This is a genomic window from Cellulophaga lytica DSM 7489 (assembly GCF_000190595.1).
Lineage (GTDB): Bacteria > Bacteroidota > Bacteroidia > Flavobacteriales > Flavobacteriaceae > Cellulophaga > Cellulophaga lytica.
This window is the reverse complement of sequence record NC_015167.1, coordinates 3,233,879-3,257,257: the sequence shown is the minus strand read 5'-3', so window position 1 is coordinate 3,257,257 and position 23,379 is coordinate 3,233,879. Positions and strand designations below refer to the sequence as shown.

15 protein-coding genes are annotated in these 23,379 nt (G+C 30.6%); 8 read left to right on the top strand and 7 right to left on the bottom strand.

From position 1 onward, the window contains the following. Positions 1-77: 77 nt before the first annotated feature. The 3 genes from CELLY_RS14250 to CELLY_RS14240 are packed head-to-tail and all read right to left on the bottom strand — an operon-like array spanning position 78 to position 4,292. Positions 78-1,628 (bottom strand): SDR family NAD(P)-dependent oxidoreductase, encoded by a 1,551-nt coding sequence (locus tag CELLY_RS14250; RefSeq protein ID WP_013622395.1) that lies wholly within the window; start codon positions 1,626-1,628, stop codon positions 78-80. Positions 1,629-1,630: 2 nt separating this feature from the next. Further along, the gene (locus CELLY_RS14245) at positions 1,631-2,941 is read right to left on the bottom strand and encodes a DEAD/DEAH box helicase (protein WP_013622394.1); all 1,311 of its coding nucleotides are present in this window, start codon (positions 2,939-2,941) and stop codon (positions 1,631-1,633) included. Between the two features lie 13 nt (positions 2,942-2,954). Continuing rightward, positions 2,955-4,292: a DEAD/DEAH box helicase gene (locus CELLY_RS14240; protein WP_013622393.1), complete on the bottom strand. Its 1,338-nt coding sequence runs from the start codon at positions 4,290-4,292 to the stop codon at positions 2,955-2,957. Positions 4,293-4,393: 101 nt separating this feature from the next. On the opposite strand from CELLY_RS14240, the gene rlmF reads away from it, so the two are divergent. Both rlmF and CELLY_RS14230 read left to right on the top strand, forming a co-directional pair. Continuing rightward, the gene (rlmF, locus tag CELLY_RS14235) at positions 4,394-5,257 is read left to right on the top strand and encodes a 23S rRNA (adenine(1618)-N(6))-methyltransferase RlmF (protein ID WP_013622392.1); all 864 of its coding nucleotides are present in this window, start codon (positions 4,394-4,396) and stop codon (positions 5,255-5,257) included. Between the two features lie 65 nt (positions 5,258-5,322). Continuing rightward, complete coding sequence (locus tag CELLY_RS14230) at positions 5,323-7,494, top strand: endonuclease MutS2 (protein WP_013622391.1); 2,172 nt, start codon at positions 5,323-5,325, stop codon at positions 7,492-7,494. A gap of 737 nt (positions 7,495-8,231) precedes the next feature. On the opposite strand, the gene CELLY_RS14225 is transcribed toward CELLY_RS14230, so the two are convergent. Next, complete coding sequence (locus tag CELLY_RS14225) at positions 8,232-10,190, bottom strand: thiol-activated cytolysin family protein (protein ID WP_013622390.1); 1,959 nt, start codon at positions 10,188-10,190, stop codon at positions 8,232-8,234. A 357-nt stretch (positions 10,191-10,547) separates the two neighbouring features. Here CELLY_RS14225 and CELLY_RS14220 point away from each other — a divergent pair, with 357 nt between their 5' ends. From CELLY_RS14220 to CELLY_RS16765, 5 genes are all read left to right on the top strand, one after another. Further along, complete coding sequence (locus CELLY_RS14220) at positions 10,548-12,425, top strand: tetratricopeptide repeat protein (RefSeq protein WP_013622389.1); 1,878 nt, start codon at positions 10,548-10,550, stop codon at positions 12,423-12,425. A 39-nt stretch (positions 12,426-12,464) separates the two neighbouring features. Beyond that, positions 12,465-12,872 carry a thiol-disulfide oxidoreductase DCC family protein gene (locus CELLY_RS14215; RefSeq protein WP_013622388.1) on the top strand — a complete coding sequence of 136 codons (408 nt, stop codon included), beginning with the start codon at positions 12,465-12,467 and terminating at the stop codon, positions 12,870-12,872. Between the two features lie 60 nt (positions 12,873-12,932). After that, on the top strand, positions 12,933-14,210 hold the full coding sequence (locus CELLY_RS14210; protein WP_013622387.1) for a mechanosensitive ion channel family protein: 1,278 nt from the start codon (positions 12,933-12,935) through the stop codon (positions 14,208-14,210). 90 nt (positions 14,211-14,300) lie between these two features. Continuing rightward, positions 14,301-16,328, top strand: coding sequence for a DUF4139 domain-containing protein (locus tag CELLY_RS14205; protein WP_013622386.1), 2,028 nt, complete (start codon positions 14,301-14,303; stop codon positions 16,326-16,328). A gap of 296 nt (positions 16,329-16,624) precedes the next feature. After that, complete coding sequence (locus CELLY_RS16765) at positions 16,625-16,810, top strand: hypothetical protein (protein WP_013622385.1); 186 nt, start codon at positions 16,625-16,627, stop codon at positions 16,808-16,810. Positions 16,811-16,848: 38 nt separating this feature from the next. On the opposite strand, the gene CELLY_RS14195 is transcribed toward CELLY_RS16765, so the two are convergent. Further along, complete coding sequence (locus CELLY_RS14195) at positions 16,849-18,180, bottom strand: dicarboxylate/amino acid:cation symporter (protein ID WP_013622384.1); 1,332 nt, start codon at positions 18,178-18,180, stop codon at positions 16,849-16,851. 125 nt (positions 18,181-18,305) lie between these two features. Then, a complete protein-coding gene (gene aroC, locus CELLY_RS14190) occupies positions 18,306-19,367 on the bottom strand; it encodes a chorismate synthase (RefSeq protein ID WP_013622383.1) in 1,062 nt (353 codons plus the stop codon). A gap of 167 nt (positions 19,368-19,534) precedes the next feature. Here aroC and CELLY_RS14185 point away from each other — a divergent pair, with 167 nt between their 5' ends. Then, a complete protein-coding gene (locus tag CELLY_RS14185) occupies positions 19,535-20,401 on the top strand; it encodes a UDP-2,3-diacylglucosamine diphosphatase (protein WP_013622382.1) in 867 nt (288 codons plus the stop codon). Positions 20,402-20,421: 20 nt separating this feature from the next. Here the strand turns inward: CELLY_RS14185 and CELLY_RS14180 are convergent, their stop codons facing one another. Continuing rightward, positions 20,422-23,328, bottom strand: a complete 2,907-nt coding sequence (locus CELLY_RS14180; RefSeq protein WP_013622381.1) for an FAD-binding and (Fe-S)-binding domain-containing protein — start codon at positions 23,326-23,328, stop codon at positions 20,422-20,424. Between the last annotated feature and the right edge of the window lie 51 nt (positions 23,329-23,379).

Sequence of the window (23,379 nt, the reverse complement as noted above, 5' to 3'; positions counted from 1 at the left end):
GAACATCAATAAAGAGTGTTTAACAAAGCCTAACAGAAGTTTAACTTCAATTTAAATAATACTATCTTTTTAAAAGGCTACCAATCTATAGGTCGGTAATCCTTTAAAAATTTACCACTCCAATGTTTACCTGTATTAATACCATCTATTAACGGGTCCATTACACGTGCTGCACCATCTACAATATCTAAAGGAGGCTGAAAATCATGTAATTCCACTTTTCTTTTAGATAATTCTGCAGGATCTTCATCTGTAACCCAACCAGTATCTACAGCATTAATATAAATACCATCTTTAGCCAAACTGCCTGCTGCGGTATGGGTAAGCATATTTAAAGCTGCTTTTGCCATATTTGTATGTGGGTGTCTGTCTTCTTTAAAAAACCTATGAAATTTACCTTCCATAGCAGAAACATTTATAATGTGTTTTTTACCTGTATTCTCTTTCTTCATTACTTCAGAAAGTCGGTTACATAACACAAAAGGAGCCACAGAATTTACCAATTGTACTTCTATCATTTCTGTAGTTTCTATTTGCCCAAGTTTTAAACGCCAGCTATTTGTTTTACGTAAATCTACCTGTTGTAAATCTGCATCTAACTCTCCTTCAGGGAAAACTTCTGAAGTTTGTAATGAATTATCAAAACTATACGGAATTTGCGATAATTTAGCCGAAGCTCTAATTCCTATTCCTGGTTCTGGACCATGCCAAGTTACTGGCATATTTTTATTGGGTGATGCTCCAGAAGTTAGTGCCTTAAGCTCTTGCATACAACCTACGTGGTCTTGCAATAAATCTGCTGCATACTTTGGTAAATCAGAAATTGGTTTTTCTTCATTGGCCATTAAGTGTGTATAAAAACCTGCTGGTCTACGCACTGTTTGCGCTGCATTATTAATAAGAATATCTAAATTCTCATATTTTTGCTCTATAAAGTTACAGAAGATCTCTACACTAGGTATGTGCCTTAAATCTAAACCATGAATTTTTAAACGATGTCCCCATTGTGTAAAATCTTCTTCTTTAGAGAAACGCAAAGCAGAATCTACCGGAAACCTAGTTGTTGCTACAACAGTTGCACCAGCACGTAAAAGCATTAGTGTTATGTGGTAACCAATTTTTAATCTAGAACCTGTTATTACTGCAACCTGACCTTTTAAATCTGTTGTTTGAAAACGTTTAGCATAGTTAAAATCTGCGCAACTAGTACACATTTGATCATAAAAATGATGCAGCTTAGTAAACAAGTCTTTACAAACGTAACAGTTTCTTGGCGACTCTAACACCAATTCTTTTTGATTAGACAAATCTGCCTGAGGCAACAGTTTAGGAGCAACAAAAACTACAGCTTCACGAGCACTACGTATACCAGTTTCTTTACGAGCATTACGGTCTTTAGCATCTTGTTTACGCTTTTGCGCTTTTTTGGCATCTTTTTTTCTGCGAGAAAACTCGTCTCTATTGGGTCTAGAAAGCTGACCTGCAGCTTTAATTAAAGCGGTTCTTTTCTCTTTAGAAATTTCAAAAATTTCATCTGTATTAGTAATTAAATGTTCTAAAACAGAAATACACTTATCTATTTCTTCTTGTTGTAATGCATTATTTGCACCAGTGGTTTCATCGTTCATCCTTAAATAATGCTTATTCTAACTTTTTTCTTTTTTAGCCTTGTATTGTTTAATTTATTTACAAGCTTAGGTGCAATAGTTGCAGGTACAGAAACAAAAGTACAGTCTTGCTTAAGCTCTATAACCCCCAATTCATCTTTATTAATATTACCTTGCTTAAAAAACAGGCCAGCAATATCTCCTTTAGATATTTTATCTTTTCTTCCTCCTGAGATAAATAATGTTGTCCAGTATGGCGGTTTTCTTGTTCCTGTTTTATTAATTTTTGCTACAGGAGCATTTTTTATAAAATCTGGTAAGTTTTCTTCTTCCCATTTTAATACATAGGCAGTACCTTTAGAGTTTACACGTGCTGTTCTACCATTTCTGTGTATAAACTCTTCTTTTTTATAAGGAAGTTCATAATGAATAATATATTTCATTTCTGGAATATCTATACCACGAGCAGCCAAATCTGTAGCTACAATAACATCATAAGTACCGTTTCTAAATTTTAATAAAGATCGTTCTCTATCTTTCTGTTCCATATCTCCATGAAAACAGCCGTGCGTAATATTATTTTTGTCTAAAAATTTGCTAACTCCTTTTATACTCTCTCTAAGATTACAAAAAATAATTCCTGGACTATTACCTTCATAATTTAATAAATTAAGTAGGGTTCTTAATTTGTCTCTATTAGGAGAAACAACCGTTTTTACAGCTAATTTATTAGTAGTTTCTTTTAAAAAATTAATAGTAACAGCTTTGTCTAACCTAACAAATTTAGGAATAGTAACTCCTTGTGTTGCAGAGGTTAAAATACGCCTATTTAAACTAGGAAGCAACCCAATTATATATTTCATTTGCTCTTCAAAACCAGTTTCCAAAGACTTGTCAAACTCATCTAAAACCAACGTTTTAATAAAGTTTGTAGAAAAACGTTCATTATCAAAATGATCTGCTATTCTACCAGGTGTACCAATTAGAATTGCAGGAGTATGTTTTAGCTCTATTTTATCTTTAGACATTGACCTACCACCATAAACAGCATTAACTTTGTAACCAGAACCCATAGAACGAATAACTTGTTCTATTTGTATAGCTAATTCTCTAGAAGGTACTAGAATTAAAGCTTGTATTTCTTCTAAATCTGGATTTAACCTATCTATTAAAGGTAATAAAAAAGCAAGTGTTTTACCTGTTCCTGTTGGCGATAATAATACCGTATTAGTTGTATTTTCTATTACAGAAAGAGCCTCTTCCTGCATTGGATTTAATTGGTGAATATTTAATTTTTGTAAAATATCTTCCCTATTTTTTATTGTATTTGCCATACTTTTTATGCTATTAAAGCGTAAAGTTGTTATCTTCTGATGGTGCAGAACCAAGTTTTTTGGTTTGCCCTAATTGATTTGCTAAAATTTTATCTACCAATTCTTCTTTAGTTAAATGATGAAAAATGGTATGTACTTTTTCTTTAAATTCTGGAGAAATAGTGTGATTAGGTTTTGTTTTAAAAATTTTTCTAGCCCATAAAAGCGTATTATTTTCTTCTATGCTAGCTGCATCAGCTTTTTTAAACTTTTTAAACGTTATGCCTAATTCATTTTCAAACTCTGCTATGTCTTGCTCCTCTTCTTTCTGTAGTATTGTTAACGAAAAACCATCTGCTCCTGCTCTTGCTGTACGTCCACTTCTGTGCACATAAGTTTCATAAACATCTGGTAAATGATAATTTACAACATAGGTAATTTCTTTTACATCTAAACCACGTGCTGCCAAATCTGTTGCAACTAGTATTTTTATGTGCCCTTCTCTAAACTGACCCATTATACGATCTCTTATAGGTTGAGTTAAACTACCATGTAAAGCACCAGAAGAAAATTTATTTATTGCTAAATTCTTAGCTAATTTATTTACTGCTGCTTTTGTTTTACAAAATATAATACCTCTTTGGCCTTCTTTAGAGTTTAAAAAGTGCATTAAAACCTCTAGTTTTTCTATAGGTTCTACAACAACATACTGGTGATCTATACTAGTATTACCAACCGTCTCCATATTTACACTAACCTGTGTAACGTGTTTAGATAAGTAGTTTTGTACTATTTGCTTAATTGTGCCAGGCATTGTAGCTGTAAACAATATAGTTCTTTTGTCTTTGGGCAATGCTGCAACAATAGTATCTAAACCATCTTTTAAAGAGGTTACCATTTCATCTGCCTCATCTAAAACCAAATATTTAGCACTATTAATAGTTATGGCATTACGCTTAAGCAAATCTATTAATCTACCAGGAGTAGCAATAACAATATGTGTGTTTTCTTTTAATCGCTCTATTTGTGGTTTTATAGGTGTTCCCCCACATACAGACGCTATAGAAACGGCAGGCATATGTGAAGCAAAAGAAACTAAATTACTGTAAATTTGTTGTCCTAACTCCCTTGTGGGAACAACTATTACTGCTTGTATATTTGCGCTTTCTGTATTTATTAATTGTATAAGAGGTAAACCAAAAGCTGCTGTTTTACCTGTTCCTGTTTTTGCTAAACCAACAAAATCTTTGTTAGCTTCTAATAATACTGGTATAGATTTTACTTGTATTTCTGTAGGAGTTGTAATCTCTAATTCGGCTAAACTTTTTAGAAGAGGAGTAGATACTCCTAGTTTAGAAAACTTTTTTGACATAATATAATTTTGCACAAAGATAGGTACTCTTTTTGCTAGAATGCATAAAAAAATGGGTGATCTCTTTAGATATCATCTTACATTTGTAAAAAATAGTAGCTGTGCATCCAAAAAATCTACATAATACACCATATCAATTTAATAAGTTAATTGAGAAACATCCAGAGTTAAGCCTGTATATAACTGATAATAAATTTAATAACAAGACAATAGACTTTTTTAATTCGGAAGCAGTTTTACACCTTAATAAGGCCTTATTAAAGTTACATTATAACATAAACCATTGGGGTATACCTAAAAATTACCTTTGTGCTCCCATTCCCGGACGTGCAGATTATATACATCATATAGCAGATATACTTGCTAAAGAAAATATAAAGGATACAATTAAAGGCTTAGACATTGGTGTTGGTGCAAATTGCATTTATCCAATTTTAGGTAAAACAATTTACAATTGGCAAATGGTTGGCGCAGATATTAATGAAACCGCAGTTACTAATGCCAAACAAATTGTAGCAGCAAACACTAACCTAATAGATAGCATAGAAATAAGGAAACAAAATAGTAATGCAAACATTTTTACTGGTATAATTAAACCAAATGAAAAGTTTGACTTTACAATGTGTAATCCGCCTTTTCATTCATCAGAAAAAGAAGCTACAAAAGGTACACAACGCAAACTAAAAAATTTAGGAAAGCAAGCTAATGGGTTAGAGCTAAACTTTGGTGGTATGGCTAACGAGCTATGGTGTAATGGTGGTGAAGCATTATTTTTAAAAAGGTTAATAAAAGAGAGTGTTTTGTTTAAAGACCAAGTTACTGTTTTTACTAGCTTGGTTTCTAAAAGTGATAATTTACCTAAATTACAAAAACAACTTACTAAACTAAAAGCTAGTTATTTTATAGTACCTATGGAGCAAGGCAATAAAAAAAGTAGAATTTTAGCTTGGAAATTTAACGCCTAAAATAAATACTACAAATTCACAGTTTCATCACTTATCTTTACCTTTGCAAGGCTTAAAATTATACAATGCATAAAATTCACCCTAAAACACTTCAAGACCTAGAGTTTAATACCGTATTAGAACACATTAACTTGCGCTGTAGTACAGAACTAGGTAAAGAGTTGGCTTTAGAAATAGCTCCTTTTAGTGATAAAGAAGAAATTATAAAGCAATTAGGGAAAACTAATGAGTATGTAGCGTCTTATGATAATGAAAACCGAATTCCTAATCACGGTTTTGATACTATTACAAAAGAATTACATTTATTAAAAATAGAAAATGCAACCTTAGAAATTGGAGGCTTTAAAAAAATTAGCAGTATTTGTAATACTGTAGTTATACATACTAAGTTTTTTAAAAAATTTAAAGAATATTATCCACTATTACATAGCTATTCTGAAACGCTAAATGTGTTGCCAGAAATACCAAATGCAATTGATGCTGTTATAGATAAGTTTGGTGAGGTTAAAGATAAAGCTTCTAGTAAACTGTATGATTTACGAAGAGAAATTAATGCGGTAAAAGGTAAAATTAATGGTAGTTTTATATCTGCATTAAACTCTTATAACTCGGCAGATTATTTAGATGAAATTAGAGAATCTGTTGTAGATAACAGGCGTGTTTTAGCTGTAAAAGCAATGTACCGCAAAAAGGTAAAAGGTGCCGTTATGGGAGCTTCTAAAACTGGTAGTATTGTTTACATAGAACCTGAAGCTACATTGCGCCATAGTAGAGAATTAAACAATTTAGAATACGATGAAAAAGAGGAAGTAAATCGTATTTTAAAAGAATTAACAGCTGCTATAAAACCTTTTGATTACGTATTGGCCAGTTACCAAGAATACCTTGCACAGACCGATGTTACTGCTGCAAAAGCCAAATATGCACAAGATACAAAGTCTCTTTTACCAAAAATAAGTGAAGAAAGAGAAATGTATTTGCGAGACGCTTACCACCCACTCTTATACCTAACAAATACCAGAAAAAACGAAAAAACTTGGCCACAAACTATAGAGCTAAAACAAGACAACAGAATTATTGTAATCTCTGGCCCTAATGCTGGTGGTAAAAGTATTACCTTAAAAACAATTGGTTTGCTACAAGTAATGTTGCAAAGCGGTATGCTAATTCCGGTGCATGAACGTAGTACGGTCTGTTTATTTGAAAAAATATTGACAGACATTGGAGATAATCAATCTATAGAAAACCACTTAAGTACCTATAGTTATAGGCTTAAAAATATGAACAGCTTTTTAAAAAAGTGTAATGATAAAACACTTTTTTTAATTGATGAATTTGGTACAGGTAGTGATCCTGAACTTGGTGGTGCATTGGCAGAAACTTTTTTAGAAGTCTTTTATGACCGTGGTGCTTATGGTGTAATTACCACACATTATGCAAACCTAAAAATGTTAGCAAATGAATTACCGCACGCTACAAATGCCAATATGTTGTTTGATGCTAAAAGTTTAGAACCAACTTTTAAACTTGTTTTAGGGCAGGCAGGTAGTTCTTTTACTTTTGAAGTTGCACAAAAAAACGGTATTCCCTATAGCTTAATTAATAAAGCTAAAAAGAAAATTGAGCGAGGTAAAGTACGTTTTGATGCTACTATTGCTAAAATGCAAAAAGAGCGAAGCAAAATGGAAAAAACTGGTTCTAGATTACAAGAAGAAGAAAGTAAAGCTAGACAAGAATCTAGACGACTTGAAGAGCTAAATACAAAAATTAAATCTAAACTAGAAAATTACCAAGAATTGTATGACCATAACCAACGTATGATTTATTTAGGTAATAAGGTTAATGATGCTGCAGAGAAATATTTTCAGGATAAGAAAAAGAAAGTAGTAATATCTGAACTATTACGCATTGTAGAAACTGAAAATAGTAAAAGAAAAAAGAAAACAGCTAAAGAAGTAAAAGCACAAAAAGCTAAAAAGAAGTTAGTAGAACAAGAAGTAGCCAAAAAGGTAGAGGTAATACGCGAAAAGAAAAAAGTAGAAAAGAAAAAGGCTATTGTAAAAGAAAAACTAAAACCTAAGTATATTTTTAAAGTTGGTGACAGAGTCCGTTTACTAGATGGTAAAGCTGTTGGTAGTATAGATACTTTAGAAAAGAATAAAGCTGTTGTAAATTATGGATTATTTACTACTAGTGTAAGTGTAGATAAATTAGAGTTGGTACAGGCTAAAAAATAACAGCCAGCATTAAGTATTATGAAGTTTACAAAACTACTTAAGAGGCCGACTGTTCCCCAACTTTTAAAACTAAATATTTTGGGTAAACCATATTTAGTTTAATGTTATATTCTCACACTACAAAAGTAGCTTTTATCAATGCTTTTATAAAGAAAATACTATGGACAAAGTATGGACAAGCATATACTTTCTTCATTTTTCTTCAAAAAATCTTAATAATTACAAAGATTTTTCTTGATTGCAATTTATATACGTACAATTACATAAAAAAGATGTCAATAAATTTAATTTTTATTCAAAATATTGATTAACAATAAATTAAATGAAGTGTTTTCTAGTTTACATTAATTTCTCAATCTAAAATATTATCAAAAAATAATACATTAAGGATATGGCTGCGTAATTATTTATAAATAATGCATACTTACAAAAGTATATACTTGTAAATGTCACTATTTAATATAAAAAAAGTAATTCTTACTTGTTTAATTTAAGATTTTTCTGTGTTTTATACCTACCCTACTATTCTTTTTTAAATATCAATGAGCTTCTAAAACTAGAATTTATACCCAATAAAAAACTGAGCAATAGTTAAATTGCCCAGTTACACTAACTCAATCCTATATAATTATTAACAGTTATTAAGGACCAATGCATAATTAAATGCAATCATAAGTAGGAAAGTAAAATTTGGAAATAATTTAGAATTAGCTATCTAAAGGTATTTTATTAAACACTTAGAGAATAAAAATTGGAGAATAATCACCCGTATTATTACTAGAAACTATGTATTTTGTACCAGTTATATCAAATATTATATATTTTTTGCTGCCTCCAACATCAAATCTTAATGCCGCACCAATAGCAGTAAAAGGTATGTTTTTATACTGACTAGAAGTTGAAGTTAAATCATATGAATGACTAATCTCTCCACCTTTTCCATATCTACTTCCTGACCAAAACAAAGTTTGTTTAGTACCAACCTTATTAAAAAAGTGTAATGAACTTTTATAATAACCGGTCTCTTTGTCTTCTACCTCGTAAAAAACATTTAATACTGCTCCAATGCCACTAACACCAAAAGGATTATCCCCTATAGTGTTTATTTTTTCAACAGATAAATCTGCTATACTAGTAAAACTTTCCCAAGAATTTCCACTAGCGTATTTAAACTGCAAACCACTTTTTGAAACTGCTAAAAATTGCCTTTCATTATCTATGCTATCTTCTTTACTATTGTTTCTAATATTTACAATAGCTCCTATACCATCAAACTCTCCACTGTCCTTATCACCAGTAAAGAATGGGTATTCGCCACCAAACAAATCAGTTACAGAAAAAGGACCTTCTAAAGCGCCGTTAAAACTGCGCATATATTTATCTCCAGACGTATTTATAAGTATAAACTCTCCTTTATTACGCTCAAAAGCTGCACCAACGCCTCCCATTTTATTTAAAATATTGCCTCTCCAGTGCTTTGTCTGTATTGGTTCGCCATTATCAAAAAGAGGCTCACAATTAGTTTCATTATACTGTGTAGCAAGTTGTATACCAACTATTTGATTTGTATTTACACTACGTACTACATAACTTATTGGTAAACCAGACCCAATATTTGCGCTTTTTGATAGCAAACTTACTAGAGAACTTAAATTGGTTTCTCCTATTGTAGAAATGGTAGACTCTGTATCTCCGCCAAATGCAATTACTTTTATATTAACATTTTTTAATTCTTTTAAGTGATCAACTTCTAATTCTGCTTTTACTTTTGTACTAAAAACGCCAAAACTAGCATTAGCAGCTACATTAAGTTCTTGGTAAGATGAGCTTGTTTCTATTAACATATAATAAACCCTACCATAGGTAACATCACTAATGTATGTGGCAGGATTATCTTCTTGCACATATTTTGCTAAATCTTCTGGAGTTACTGTGTCTGCAAACAAATCGTCCTTACTAGTTGGCAAGTTCATAGACATAGTATAAAACGTTTGTTTTAATTTTACTAAAATTCTATTTTTATCATCTCCGTTTTTAAAATCAAAACTAGCACCTGCTTTTACAAAAGCAGACTTAACATCCAATCCCATACTAATAGCTAAAGCCTCTCTACTTTGTACTTGTTCATACTCAAAAGTAAAATTTGCTGGCGTTACGTCTGGTGATGCTGCAATAATCTGGTTCATAGCATCTTGTATACTACTTTTAGACACCACATCTACAGTTACAGTACTAGATATATTACCGTTAACCAAATCATAAGATACCGTCCCACCTGCTCTACCTACAGCTATTACGTCTGGAGTTGTATTTTTAAGTGTTTTTCCCTGTAACAAGCTACCTGGATAAATTATTTTAGCATTTGGACTAAATAAAGGAAAACCATCTTCTCCACCAGATTCCCTTTTTAAATCATAAGTAGTTGTAGTGCAACTCCAGTTTTCTACAGTTGAGTTACCTTGATCGTCTGTTGTAGTAATTGCTTGCTCACTTTGTGTAGAAGAAACCTCTAGCTGTTGTTGTATTGGATCTTCTAAATCTTCACCAACAGCAAGAACAGCATTAAAACTACTCTTTTCGGATTCATTATTTTTTTGCTGAGAATCATCATCCTTACTACAAGATAATACTGACGCTAATAGAAACAAAAACATTAGTAGGTTTGTTTTTGATCTATATGAATGCATTTGCTTCATAATATATTATTTTAAGATTTGAAAGCTCAAAAGTATATTTTAATTACCCCCAATACATCAGATGTATAATAGACAAAGTATGGACAAATCAATTTTAAATAAATAAACATCAGGACAAATATTTATTTACATTTAAACTACAAAAAACAAAATAAAACACTATATAACAAAGGTATACACAATACATTACTGCTTAAATAACGAGGTAAAAATCTCACAAAAGATATAGACAAGCAAAGATTGATGAAAATTAAAATCATAAAAAAAATAAAAAATCAATACCTTAGAACCAAAGAAAAAAGGTAAAGTCCCCAATTATTTTATTCTTTATATAATTAACTTTATCAGAAATAACCTATGAAAACCTTAATAATTACCTTTTTGGTAATAAGTGTTACAACTTTTTCTTTCAGTCAATCTAATAAAGAAATAGATAGTTTAAAAAATATATTAAACACAGAAATATCCTCATCGCAAAAATTAGTAATATTAGACAGTCTACATTCAATTCTTCAATATAAAAATCCAAAACTATCTTTAAAATACTCTCTAGAAGCTTATAAAATTGCTAAGCTTATATCCAATAAGCAAAAAACTATTTCTAATGCCTACAATAGCGCTTTAGCATATAAGGTATTACATAAAATGGATTCTTCAATTTATTATCACAAAATTGCTATGTCGTTAGCAAAAGAAATTAACGATAATGTTTCTTTTGCTATGGGACTTAATGAATTAGCAGATATAGAAAGACTAAACTCTAATTTAGACAAGTCTTTAGATATGTTTAACGAAGCCAAAAATATTTATAAAAAAAATAATAAAATTGGGTTATATGGTCATACTATTGGAAATATTGCAAGTGTATATTTAAGTAAGGGACAGTATAGATTATCTCAAAAAATGTATATGGAATCTTTAAAAATTTTAGATTCTATAAATGGTAGTGCAATACGTATTGCTGATATTACAGCTAGAATTGGTGAAATACAAAGCCACATTGGCAATTACAACGAGGCTATATCATATTATAATAAAGCACTGGAGGTATATAAATTAAATGATGATAGTATATGGATGTGTAATATGCATTTACAAATTGGATCTACATATTGTAACTTAAAAGATTTTGACAAAGCAATTTTGCATTTTAGAGAAAGTTTAAAAATTGCTCAAAAACACGGTTTAAAATCTAATGAAGCAATGCTATACACTAATATAGGATCTTTATACAGGGAATCTAGAGATTTTGAAAAATCTAAAGTTTATTTAGAAGAAAGTTTAAGATTTCATGAAAGAGAAGGCTTTTTATACAATTATATTGATGTTTTAAAAGAACTAGGAACACTTTATTTAGACCTTAATAAACCAAAATTAGCAATAACATATTTAGATAAGGCTATAGAAAAATCTACACCTTCAAAGAGGTTAGATTATTTAATGGAAAATTACAAATTACGTTCATTAGCTTATGAAAAACTTGGCAATAATAGTTTAGCATTACAGGACTTAAAAAATCATCAAAATTATAAAGACAGTATTTATAACTTAAAAAACGTACAGCAAATTGAAGAGCTTAAAACCATTTACGAAACCGAAAAAAAACAAACTTCATTAGCTTTAAATGAAGAAGAAATTAAAAATTTACAGCAGCAAAACAAGTTAAAAACCTTAACTACTAGTCTTTATGCTGCAGGTATGTTCTCTGTTCTTTCTATTTCTATTATGATCTTTTTTATTTACAGGCAGCGTATGAAAAAGGACATTGTTACACAAAAAAAACAAGATGAATTATACCGTAAAGAAATAGAACACAAACAAAAAGAATTAGCAAGTTTAACGGTACACTTGGTACAAAAAAATACTTTTACACAAGAACTATTAGAAAACTTAAAAGAGTTAAAAAATAATCCCGAAAAATTTAAATTAGAGTTTAGACGCATTTTAATGTTACTTAAAAAGCAAACTGCAGATGATAAAGACTGGGACTTATTTAAATCTTATTTTGCAGATGTTCATAACGATTTTGATAACAAACTAAAAGCTATTTATGCAGATATATCTGAGAAAGAAATTAGACTTGCTGCATTTTTAAGAATGAACTTGTCTACTAAAGAAATTGCAGCCATTTTTAATGTATTGCCAGATAGTATTTTAAAATCTAAATATAGGCTTAAAAAGAAATTAAGTTTAGGCAAAGAAACAGATTTAGGTGATTTCTTAAATTCATTATAAAAACACTCTTTTTTACTGTAGGTATTTTATCTTTGCAGGGTGGATTTAGATAAAAAAATAATTCTTTTTGATGGCGTTTGCAATTTATGCAACAACGCTATACAGTTTATTATTAAACATGATAAAAAAGATGAATTTAGATTTGCTACATTACAAGGAGAAATTGCACATAATTTTTTTTCTACACGTAATATTGATATGGAAAAAACAGATTCTATTATACTAATAGAGCCCAATATTGCATATTATGTAAAATCGTCTGCCGCTCTAAAAATTGGACGTTCATTTGGAGGTATTTGGTCTTTATTATGGATTTTAGAGCTAATTCCTGCTAGTTTTAGAGATTGGATATATACTATTATTGCAAAAAATAGATACAATTGGTTTGGCAAAAAAAATAATTGTATGATTCCTACTCCAGAGCTAAAATCTAAATTTTTAGATTAGTTAATTCCTTTTATTACAATTACCAATGTCTAGTTTAATATTAAAAATATAAACAATTATATGTATAGTTTAAATCAAGTATCTTCTTTACTTTACAATTATTTAGTAGAAATTGGTTTGGATGATGTTTATGCTAAATACTTGAACACATTAATTTTACTACTTCTTTTAATAATTGTTCTTTATATTTTTGATTACGTTTTAAGAAAAATATTCATTTCTGTATTTGCAAAATTTACAAGCATATCTAAAACAAATTTTGATGACTTTTTGGTTAAAAACAAAGTACCAAGAAATGTAGCGCATATAGTACCTATTATTATTGCTTACAACGCTATTCCATTTGTTTTTAATGGTTTTATAAAAGCACAAGGCATAATTTTAAAAGGTTTAGAAGTTTTTGGCATTGTATTAACGCTGTGGGTAGTTAGGAGTTTGCTTAATACTTTAAAAGATTTCTTTAAAACATTACCAAACCTTAAAGACAAACCTATAGATAGCTACATACAGGTATTTATGATCTTTTTATGGTCTATTGGTATTTTGTTAGCTATATCTATACTTACAGACATAGAACTTTGGAAATTTTTAACTGGTTTAGGTACGGCCTCTGCTGTAATATTATTAATTTTTAAAGACACCATACTTGGCTTTGTTGCAAGCATACAAGTATCTATAAATGATATGGTACGCATTGGTGATTGGATTTCTTTTGACAATTATGGTGCAGATGGAGATGTTATAGAAATTAACCTTGCTACAGTTAAAGTACAAAACTTTGACAATACCATTACAACCATACCAACCTATGCCTTAATTTCGGATTCTTTTAAAAACTGGAGAGGAATGACAAATTCTCCAGGACGTAGAATTAAACGTGCTTTAATTATTAAACAAGAAAGTATCAATTTTTTAGCACCAAAAGACATTCAAAAATTTAAAAAAATTAGTCTTATTACCGACTATATTAAAAGTAGACAAGAGAGTATTACTGATTTTAATACAAGTAATAATATAGACAAGTCTATTTTAATAAACGGAAGAAACCTTACAAACATTGGACTTTTTAGAAAATATGCAGACACGTATTTAAAAAATCATTCTGCTATAAATAAAGATATGATGGTTATGGTTAGGCAATTAGCTCCTACTCCACAAGGTATTCCTTTAGAGGTTTATGCCTTTAGTAGTGATAAAAGATGGGAAAACTACGAGTATATAATGTCTGATATATTTGATCACTTACTTGCCGCTATTCCATTTTTTGATTTAGAGTTGTTTGAGCTTCCTAGTAGTTCATCTTTTAAAAACAATACTAAAACTAGCTTAAAAGCATAGTTTACTCACTCTAAAGACCATTTTACAAATTAGCTGTTTTATACGGTAATAGTAATATTTAGGTTTACACAACCTTAAAAACTATTATTTATGAAAAAGCTACTTTACCTATTATTACTTGTGCCAATAACATTTTTTGGCGCAGATAATAAAACACCTTCTACAATTAAAAAAGTAACGGTTTACCTAAACGGAGCGCAAATTACACGCACAAGCAACTTTATGCTTAAAGAAGGCACAACCGAGTTAAAATTTACTGGTTTATCTTCTAAAATTGATGAAAACAGTATACAAATATCCGGGTTACAGTCTGTTTCTATTTTAGCAATGGATTATGGCATCAACTATTTGGATAAGTTTATGGTAACACCAGAAGCTACAGAATTACAAAATGAAGCTAAATTACTTTCTGAAAAAATTCAACTATTAAAAAATAGAATATCTGGTTTACAAGAAGAAGAATTATTAATTACTAAAAACAGACAAGTAAGCGCTAGTACAGAGAGTTTAGACTTAGAAACATTAAAGCAAATAAGCACTTACTACAGAAAACGAATTACTGAAATTAGAGATGAGATATTCACTATAAATAAAGAAATTACAACAATAAGTACAACAATTAGAGACCTAAATTTACAAGTAAAAGAGCTTACCACTGGGCCTGCTATAGCACAAGGAGAATTAGTTGTTAAATTTGACGCTCCTGTAGACATTAACTTAAACTTAATTTTGTCTTATGTTGTTTCTGATGCTGGTTGGGTACCAACATACGATATTAAATCTAAAAATACAGCCAGTAATCTTCAACTTAAGTACAAAGCTAATGTCTACCAAAACACAGGAAATGAATGGAAGAATGTAAAAATTAATTTATCAACCGGAAACCCTATAAAACAAACAACTAAGCCTGTTATAGATACTAAGTACTTAAATTTCACAAATGGTTACAACTATCAAGCTAAAGCTGTTAAAAAAAATAAATATTATTACAATCCTTCAGTAAAAAAAGTAACAGGTGTGGTTACAGATGCATCCGGACAACCACTACCTGGCTGTAATGTACTAATAAAAGGTACTAGTATAGGTACGCAAACAGATTTTGATGGTAACTACACCATAGCAACCCATACTGGTCAAGAATTACAGTTTTCTTACATAGGAATGGAAACTAGTGAAGTACCTATTTATGCATCTATAATAAATACTACTTTACAAGAGAACAATGAGACCTTAGACGAAGTTATAGTTACAGGTTACTCTAGTTCTTTACAAGGTAAAGTAGCGGGCGTAAAAGTTAGAGGAACATCTACCTTAACTACAAATAAACCTGAATTACCTTTGTATATTATAGATGGCGTACCAATAAAGGATTTTGTAGAAGGTGATATAGATACTAATGATATACAATCTTTAGAAAAATTAAATGGAACTTCTGCAACCGCTATCTACGGTTCTAGAGCTAATAATGGTGTTATTGTAATTACAACTAAAAAGAGTACTACAGAGGATGATGTTACCAACACAACTTTTGCTATTAAAAAACCATATTCTATTAAATCTGACGGAGATATAATTGCTATAGAAATTAACACCTATAATTTAGATGCTACATACGAGTATTTAGCAATACCAGTACTAAACGAAAATGTATTTTTAACTGCTTCTTTTAAAAACTGGGAGCAATACAACTTATTGCCTGGTGAGGCTAACATTTACTTTAAAGGAGGTTTTGCAGGTAAAACAGTAATAGACCCATACAAAACAACAAAGGAAATGGTTGTTTCTTTAGGCGTAGATGCTGGTATTACAGTTACAAGAAAACAAGACCGTAACTTTAAAAGTAAATCTTTATTAGGTAATAATCGTGTATTAAACAGAGCATACGATTTAGAAATTAAGAATAATAAAAATACAGCGGTTACTATAAAATTAATAGATAGAATACCGTTATCTGAAAACAAAGAAATTAAAGTAAGTGAAATAGAAACATACAATGCAAACTATAATGATGCTAAAGGTTTACTTACTTGGAAAATAGATTTAAATAGTAAAGAAACCCAAAAAGAACGTTTCTCTTATGAAGTTAAATACCCTAAAAACAAACATATCTCTTTATAATTCACAAACTTATTCAATATACAATTATGGTCGTACTAATTATCCTATTTATAGCTATCTTCTTATTTTTCATTTTTAATTGGACTTTAAAAAAAAGCAATAGAATTGCTTTAAAATATAAAAAAAATACTGCAATAGGACTATCTATCGTTTTTGCTCCACTAGTATACTTCATTAGCATATTTAGTTACATAGCAATAATTTCTTACTACCCTGAACATCAGTTTAATCAACAAAAATGGAACAACAATCCTTAGCAACGTTATGAATTATCTGCTGATATTATTGAGAGTAATATGCTAATTGGTAAAACTAGAGCAGAAGTTGTACAATTATTAGGTGAAGATTTTTATGAATATAACCCAGAACATATTGCTTATATATTGGGTTTAAAACCTGGTATTTTTAGTATTGATACAGACGCATTAGATATTATTTTTAAAGACAATGTCGTTATAAAAGTAAAACAGCATCAAACTTAGTTGTTTGATGCTGTTTTTATACATTAAAAGTATTTTTGCTACTTTACTTCGTCATAATTATCATCCCAATTTTTAGCTTTAGGATTTTTATGTAGTTTACCAACAGACTTAGCAACAATCATAGATACAGTAGCATCACCAGTAACATTTACAACTGTTCTACACATATCTAATGGTCTGTCTACAGCAAATATTAGTGCAAGAGCTACCGGATATAAATCTGCAGGAAACCCTATTGCCTCTAAAACTATAACCAACATAACCATACCTGCACCAGGTACTGCAGCAGAACCTATAGATGCTAATAAAGCTGTTACTACTATAGACAATTGGTTTCCAAATGTTAAACCTTCTGGCCAAAGTACTTGCATTATAAATACAGCTGCTACAGCTTGGTATAAACTTGTTCCATCCATATTAATAGTTGCCCCAACAGGTAAAACAAAGCTAGACACTTCTTTGTCTACACCAATGTGCTCCTCTACCCTCTCCATAGTTACTGGTAAAGTAGCTGCACTAGAACTAGTAGAAAAAGCTAATAATTGAGCTGGACTCATTTGTTTTAAAAACCAAATAGGATTCTTTTTTGTGTATAAATATACTAGTGAACAATAAAAGGTTATCATTAATAACAAACCTAAAATTACAACACCAGAATAAGAAAGTAGTTTTTGTAAAATTTCTGGATCATCTGCTGTAACAACTACCTGGCTTAATAACGCAAAAACAGCAAAAGGAGCTGCAAGCATTATTAAATCTACCATTTTTAAGATAACATCATTTAAAGAGTCAAAAAAGTCTTTTAATGGCTTAGATCTTTTTTCTCCTACTAATAACATAGATATGCCCATAAAAATAGTAAAGAATATAACTTGCAACATTAGTTTGTTATTACTCATTGCAGCTATAGCATTACTTGGTACCATATCTACCAAAAACTGCAGCGGACCACGCTCTTTTTGGTTTGTAGCTTCTGATATTTTACCTTGTATACTACTATCATTTGCATAAGTATTAGATAGTTTGGTAATTGTATCTTCAGATATACCCTCTCCTGGTTCTATTACATTTACCAAAACAAGGCCTATAGTAATAGCTATTACAGTGGTGAACATATAAATACCAATAGTTCTAAACCCAATATTTCTAAATTTAGAAATATCTTTTAAATCAGATATTCCTTTTATTAATGAAGCTAAAATAAGCGGTACGGCAATTAATTTTAAGAGGTTTACAAAAATTTGTCCAAACGGCCCTATCCAGTCCATTATAAAATCCTTTCCCCATGTGAGTTGTGCCATTCCAAAACCAAAGAGGATTCCCAAAAACATCCCAATCATAATCTGCCAGTGCAGCTCCAATTTCTTCATACTTATTTTTTATAAATTTTTGTGAGTAATATACCATTTTGGAGTGTTACGCTCCAAATAAAATTGAATCAATAATTATAATAGTTAATTATTAAAAATAATTCAATCTTAAACCGTAATCAAAATTACTTGGTACTGTTGTTAATTAGAGTATAATCTGCCAAAACTAATGCTGCCATAGCTTCTACAATAGGCACTGCTCTAGGTACTACACAAGGGTCATGACGACCTTTACCTTGGGTTTTAACTATATCTCCTTTATTATCTATAGTTTCATAAGGTTGTATAATTGTTGCTACTGGCTTAAATGCAACATTAAAATAAATATCCATACCATTGCTAATACCACCTTGTATACCTCCACTAAAATTAGTTTTTGTGGTACCATCTGTATTAAATTGGTCGTTATGTGCGCTGCCTTTCATAGTTACACCGTTAAAGCCGCTACCATATTCAAAACCCTTTACAGCATTTATGCTTAACATAGCTTTACCTAATTCTGCATGTAATTTATCAAAAGCAGGCTCTCCTAAGCCAATAGGTACATTTTGTATTACGCACGTAATTACTCCTCCAATGGTATCACCTTCTTTTTTTATCTCTTTTATGTAAGATTCCATTTTAGCTGCCATTTCTTGATCTGGACAACGAACTGGGTTTAATTCTGTATCTTCTAAATTTAACTCTGTGTAGTTTTTATTTAATTTTAATTCTCCTACTTGAGATACAAAAGCATTTATTTTTATGTTAGATAAAAACTGTTTTGCTATAGCACCTGCAACAACTCTACTTGCTGTTTCACGAGCAGAACTACGTCCGCCGCCACGGTAATCTCTAAAACCATATTTTTTATCGTATACATAATCTGCATGAGATGGCCTGTAAGAGTCTTTTATATGCGAATAGTCATGAGACTTTTGGTTGGTATTACGAATAGCAAATCCTATTGGAGTTCCTGTTGTTTTACCTTCAAAAATACCTGAAAAAAATTCTACGGTATCTGGCTCTTTACGTTGGGTTACTATTTTAGACTGCCCAGGTTTTCTTCTATTTAGTTCTGTTTGTATTGCGTCTAGGTCTAATTCTATTCCAGACGGACAACCATCTATTACTCCGCCTATTGCTACTCCGTGAGATTCTCCAAAGGTTGCTACCTTAAAAAAGTTACCAAAAGTGTTTCCTGCCATCTAAATTATTGTATTGGTATGTATAAGTCCCAAAGGTAATTTATAAGCATCAGAATATAAAATTTAGATATGTCTTAATATGTACTTAACACAATCATCACAAAATTTTCATTAGTTGTTTATATTTAGTTCATATAGAAATAGTTAGTTTGTATAAACTAGTAAAGATGAAGAAAAGAAAAATTGATGTTGCTGTAATTTCTGATGTTCACTTAGGCACATACGGTTGCCATGCAGATGAAATACTAATTTATTTAAATAGTATTGACCCAAAAATTTTAATTTTAAATGGTGATATTGTAGATGTTTGGCAATTTAGCAAACGTTACTTTCCATCTTCACATATGAAGGTTTTAAAAAAAATTATTGGTATGGCATCTAAAGGTGTACAGGTATATTACATAACTGGTAACCATGATGAAATGTTACGTAAGTTTAGTGGCACCATTATGGGTAATGTACAAATTGTAGATAAGCTAGTTTTAGATTTAGACGGAAAAAAAGCTTGGTTTTTTCATGGTGATGTTTTTGATGCATCTATAACCAATGCTAAATGGTTAGCTAAATTAGGTGGTAAAGGGTATGACTTGTTAATACTTATAAATAGAGCTCTAAATTGGGGGTTAACCAAAATGGGGAAAGAAAAATACTCTTTATCTAAACGTATAAAAAACAGTGTAAAAGGTGCTGTAAAGTACATTAGTAATTTTGAAGAAACTGCTATTAATTTAGCTATAGAAAAAGGGTATGATTATGTTGCTTGCGGACATATACACCAACCCAAAAAAGAACTTAAAGAAAATAAACACGGTAGATGTGTATATCTAAACTCTGGTGATTGGGTAGAAAATTTAACGGCTTTAGAATATTCCTTTAAACGTTGGAAACTTTACCAATACAACCATGATAAACTATCCCCTTTTTTTGCTGATGAAGAAATAAAAAATATGGATATGCAACAACTTATCAATTCTATTACCAGCACTAACACCAGTACAAAAAAAGACAAGACTGAAGGTAATGCCACAGAATAATAAATTGAAGCACTTATAACTTATACAAGTGCTTCTTTTATAATTGTTATTGGGTGCAAAGCCTTACGCTTTGTGCCATCATATATTTGATGTCTACAACTTGTTCCGTTTGCAGAAATAATAACATCTTTATCACTATTATTAACTGCAGGAAATAATTTTAAATTACCAACAGCCATACTTGTGCTATAATGTTCTTTTTCGTAACCAAAAGAACCAGCCATACCACAACAACCAGAGCTAATTATAGATACTTTGTAGTTTTCTATAATGTTTAACACATCAAAAGTAACTTTTTGGTTGCTTAATGATTTTTGATGACAATGGCTATGTATTTTTACTGTTTTGGCCTCTTTAGTAAACTGATTTTTGGAAATTTTCCCTTTTTCTATTTCTGATGCCAAAAACTCTTCAATAATAAATGAATTTTTAGCTACAGTATTTACCAAGTCTTTATCGCTTACCAATTTTTTATACTCATCTCTAAAGGTTAAAATTGCAGATGGCTCTAAACCAACAATAACCAAACCTTTATCTGTATATTCTTTTAAACGTACTACGTTTTTTAAAGCTAGTTCTTTAGCTTCTTTTAAAAATCCTTTAGAAATAAATGTTCTTCCGCTTTCTGCATAAAACAACTCTACATTATACCCCAGTTTTGTAAGTACTTGTATGGCATCTATACCTAAATTAACATCTAAATATTTAGTAAACTCATCTATATACAAAACAACACTACCTAGGCTTTTTTTAACAGATGTGTCTATTTGACCTAAATACTTATCAAAATTAAATTTATAAACATTAGGTAAGCTACGCTCTGGAGCTACACCGCTAATATTTTTAATTATACCTCCAAAAAGTGAAGAATTAAACATAAAATTGGTGACTTTTGGTATTTTACTACCCAAGGCGTTGTATTTAGTATTATAGGCAAACAATTTATTTCTAAAAGAATAACCGTTTGCTTCTTGGTATTGGTAGCTAAACTCTGCCTTTAAAGTTGCTACATCTACATTACTAGGGCACTCACTAGAACAAGCTTTACAACTTAAACAAAGATCAAAAACCTCTTTAAGTTCTTTTTGATTAAACTTATTGGCTTGGTCTGTGTTGGTAAGCATTTCTCTTAAAGTATTTGCCCTACCTCTGGTTGTATCTTTTTCGTTACGTGTAACGTGGTAGCTAGGACACATTGCTCCAGATGCTTTTTCTGTTTTTCTACAATCGCCACTACCGTTACATTTTTCTGCAGCTTTAAGTATGCCTTCGCTCTCAGAAAAATCTAACAATGTTTCTATCTCTGGTTCTTTACGGTCTACTTTATACCTAAACGACTCATCCATTGGGTAAGAGTCTACTATTTTACCTGGATTAAAAATTCCTTTAGGATCAAAGTAAGATTTTATTCTGCGTAGCAATTGGTAATTTTTTTCACCAATCATTAGTGGTATAAACTCGGCACGCACAATACCATCTCCGTGCTCACCACTAAAAGAACCGTTATATTTTTTTGTTAATTTAGCTACATCTGTAGTAATTGCTCTAAACAGCTTAACATCTTCTCCCTTTTTTAAATTTAAAATAGGACGTAAATGTAATTCTCCTGCTCCTGCATGCGCATAATATACAGCGCTTTGGTTATGACCTTTCATTATTGTAGAAAACTCACCAATAAATTCTTTTAAATCTTCTATGGCTACAGCGGTGTCTTCTATACAAGCAACAGCTTTTTTATCGCCCACCATATTACCTAAAAGTCCTAAACCAGCTTTACGCAATTCTACAGCTTTTTTAATATCATCACCAAATAATATTGGGTTAGCATAACTTAATCCAGATTTTTTAATTGTCTTTAATAAACTATCTATTAAATAATTTAAATCTGCCTTAGTCTCTGCCTTTAACTCTAGCATTAATAATGCTGCCGGGTCACCTTCTACAAAAAACCTATTTGCTAGCTGTGCTCTATTGTTTTTAGTACAGTCTAAAATAACTTTATCCATCATTTCACACAAATGCAATTGGTGCTCCATAACTGGTACAACATCTGCTAAACAATCTTCTAGAGAGGTGTAATGCGTAACAACCATTGCCGCATATTTTGGCGGAATTGGATCTAGACTTAATGTAATTTCTGTTGTAAAAGCCAAAGTACCTTCACTACCACTTAATAGCTTACACATATTAAAACTACCCTCATTACCAAAAACGCTATTATGCAATAGTTCATCTACTGCATAGCCTGTATTTCTTCGGTGAATAGATGGTTTTGGAAACTGTGTAATAATTTCTTGCTGTGTCTCTTTTATACTTAATTCATCAAAAATTGAATTATAAATTTTTCCCTCTAAGGTGTCTAGCTGTCTTTTTTCATGAAACTCTTCTGTAGTTAAGTTTCCAAAATTTGCTTCGGAGCCATCTGCTAAAATTGCTTTTAACGATACTGTTTTTTCTCTAGTAATACCGTATTGTATAGACGTAGTTCCTGATGAGTTATTACCAACCATACCACCAATCATACATCTATTAGATGTAGAGGTATTAGGACCAAAAAACAAACCATAAGGCTCTAAAAAAAGATTTAATTCATCTCTTATAACTCCAGGTTGTACAGTAACTTGCCTTTTATCTTTATCTACACTAATTATTTTAGTAAAGTGTTTAGACACATCTACCACAATACCGTCACCAACACATTGCCCTGCTAAAGATGTACCAGCTGTTCTTGGTATTAAACCTATATTATTTTCTGATGCAAAACGTATAAGTGTTTTTATATCTTCTGTTGTTTCTGGTAAAGCAACAGCTAACGGAATTTTTCTATATACAGATGCATCAGTAGCATATAAAGTGGTAGAAAGTTTATCTACAAATAAATCTCCTTCTAAATTCTGTTCTAGTGAGTTAAGTAGTTCGGTATTCAATTTGGTATAATTTTTGGGAACTAAAATAAGTTTTTATTCACTTAAAAGTAA

Coding starts and splice junctions, on each gene's coding strand:
- aroC (WP_013622383.1), bottom strand. CDS start 19,367: ATGGCAGGAAACACTTTTGGTAACTTTTTTAAGGTAGCAACCTTTGGA.
- CELLY_RS14220 (WP_013622389.1), top strand. CDS start 10,548: ATGAAAACCTTAATAATTACCTTTTTGGTAATAAGTGTTACAACTTTT.
- CELLY_RS14205 (WP_013622386.1), top strand. CDS start 14,301: ATGAAAAAGCTACTTTACCTATTATTACTTGTGCCAATAACATTTTTT.
- CELLY_RS14250 (WP_013622395.1), bottom strand. CDS start 1,628: ATGAACGATGAAACCACTGGTGCAAATAATGCATTACAACAAGAAGAA.
- CELLY_RS14210 (WP_013622387.1), top strand. CDS start 12,933: ATGTATAGTTTAAATCAAGTATCTTCTTTACTTTACAATTATTTAGTA.
- CELLY_RS14195 (WP_013622384.1), bottom strand. CDS start 18,180: ATGAAGAAATTGGAGCTGCACTGGCAGATTATGATTGGGATGTTTTTG.
- CELLY_RS14230 (WP_013622391.1), top strand. CDS start 5,323: ATGCATAAAATTCACCCTAAAACACTTCAAGACCTAGAGTTTAATACC.
- CELLY_RS16765 (WP_013622385.1), top strand. CDS start 16,625: ATGCTAATTGGTAAAACTAGAGCAGAAGTTGTACAATTATTAGGTGAA.
- CELLY_RS14225 (WP_013622390.1), bottom strand. CDS start 10,190: ATGAAGCAAATGCATTCATATAGATCAAAAACAAACCTACTAATGTTT.
- CELLY_RS14185 (WP_013622382.1), top strand. CDS start 19,535: ATGAAGAAAAGAAAAATTGATGTTGCTGTAATTTCTGATGTTCACTTA.
- CELLY_RS14245 (WP_013622394.1), bottom strand. CDS start 2,941: ATGGCAAATACAATAAAAAATAGGGAAGATATTTTACAAAAATTAAAT.
- CELLY_RS14240 (WP_013622393.1), bottom strand. CDS start 4,292: ATGTCAAAAAAGTTTTCTAAACTAGGAGTATCTACTCCTCTTCTAAAA.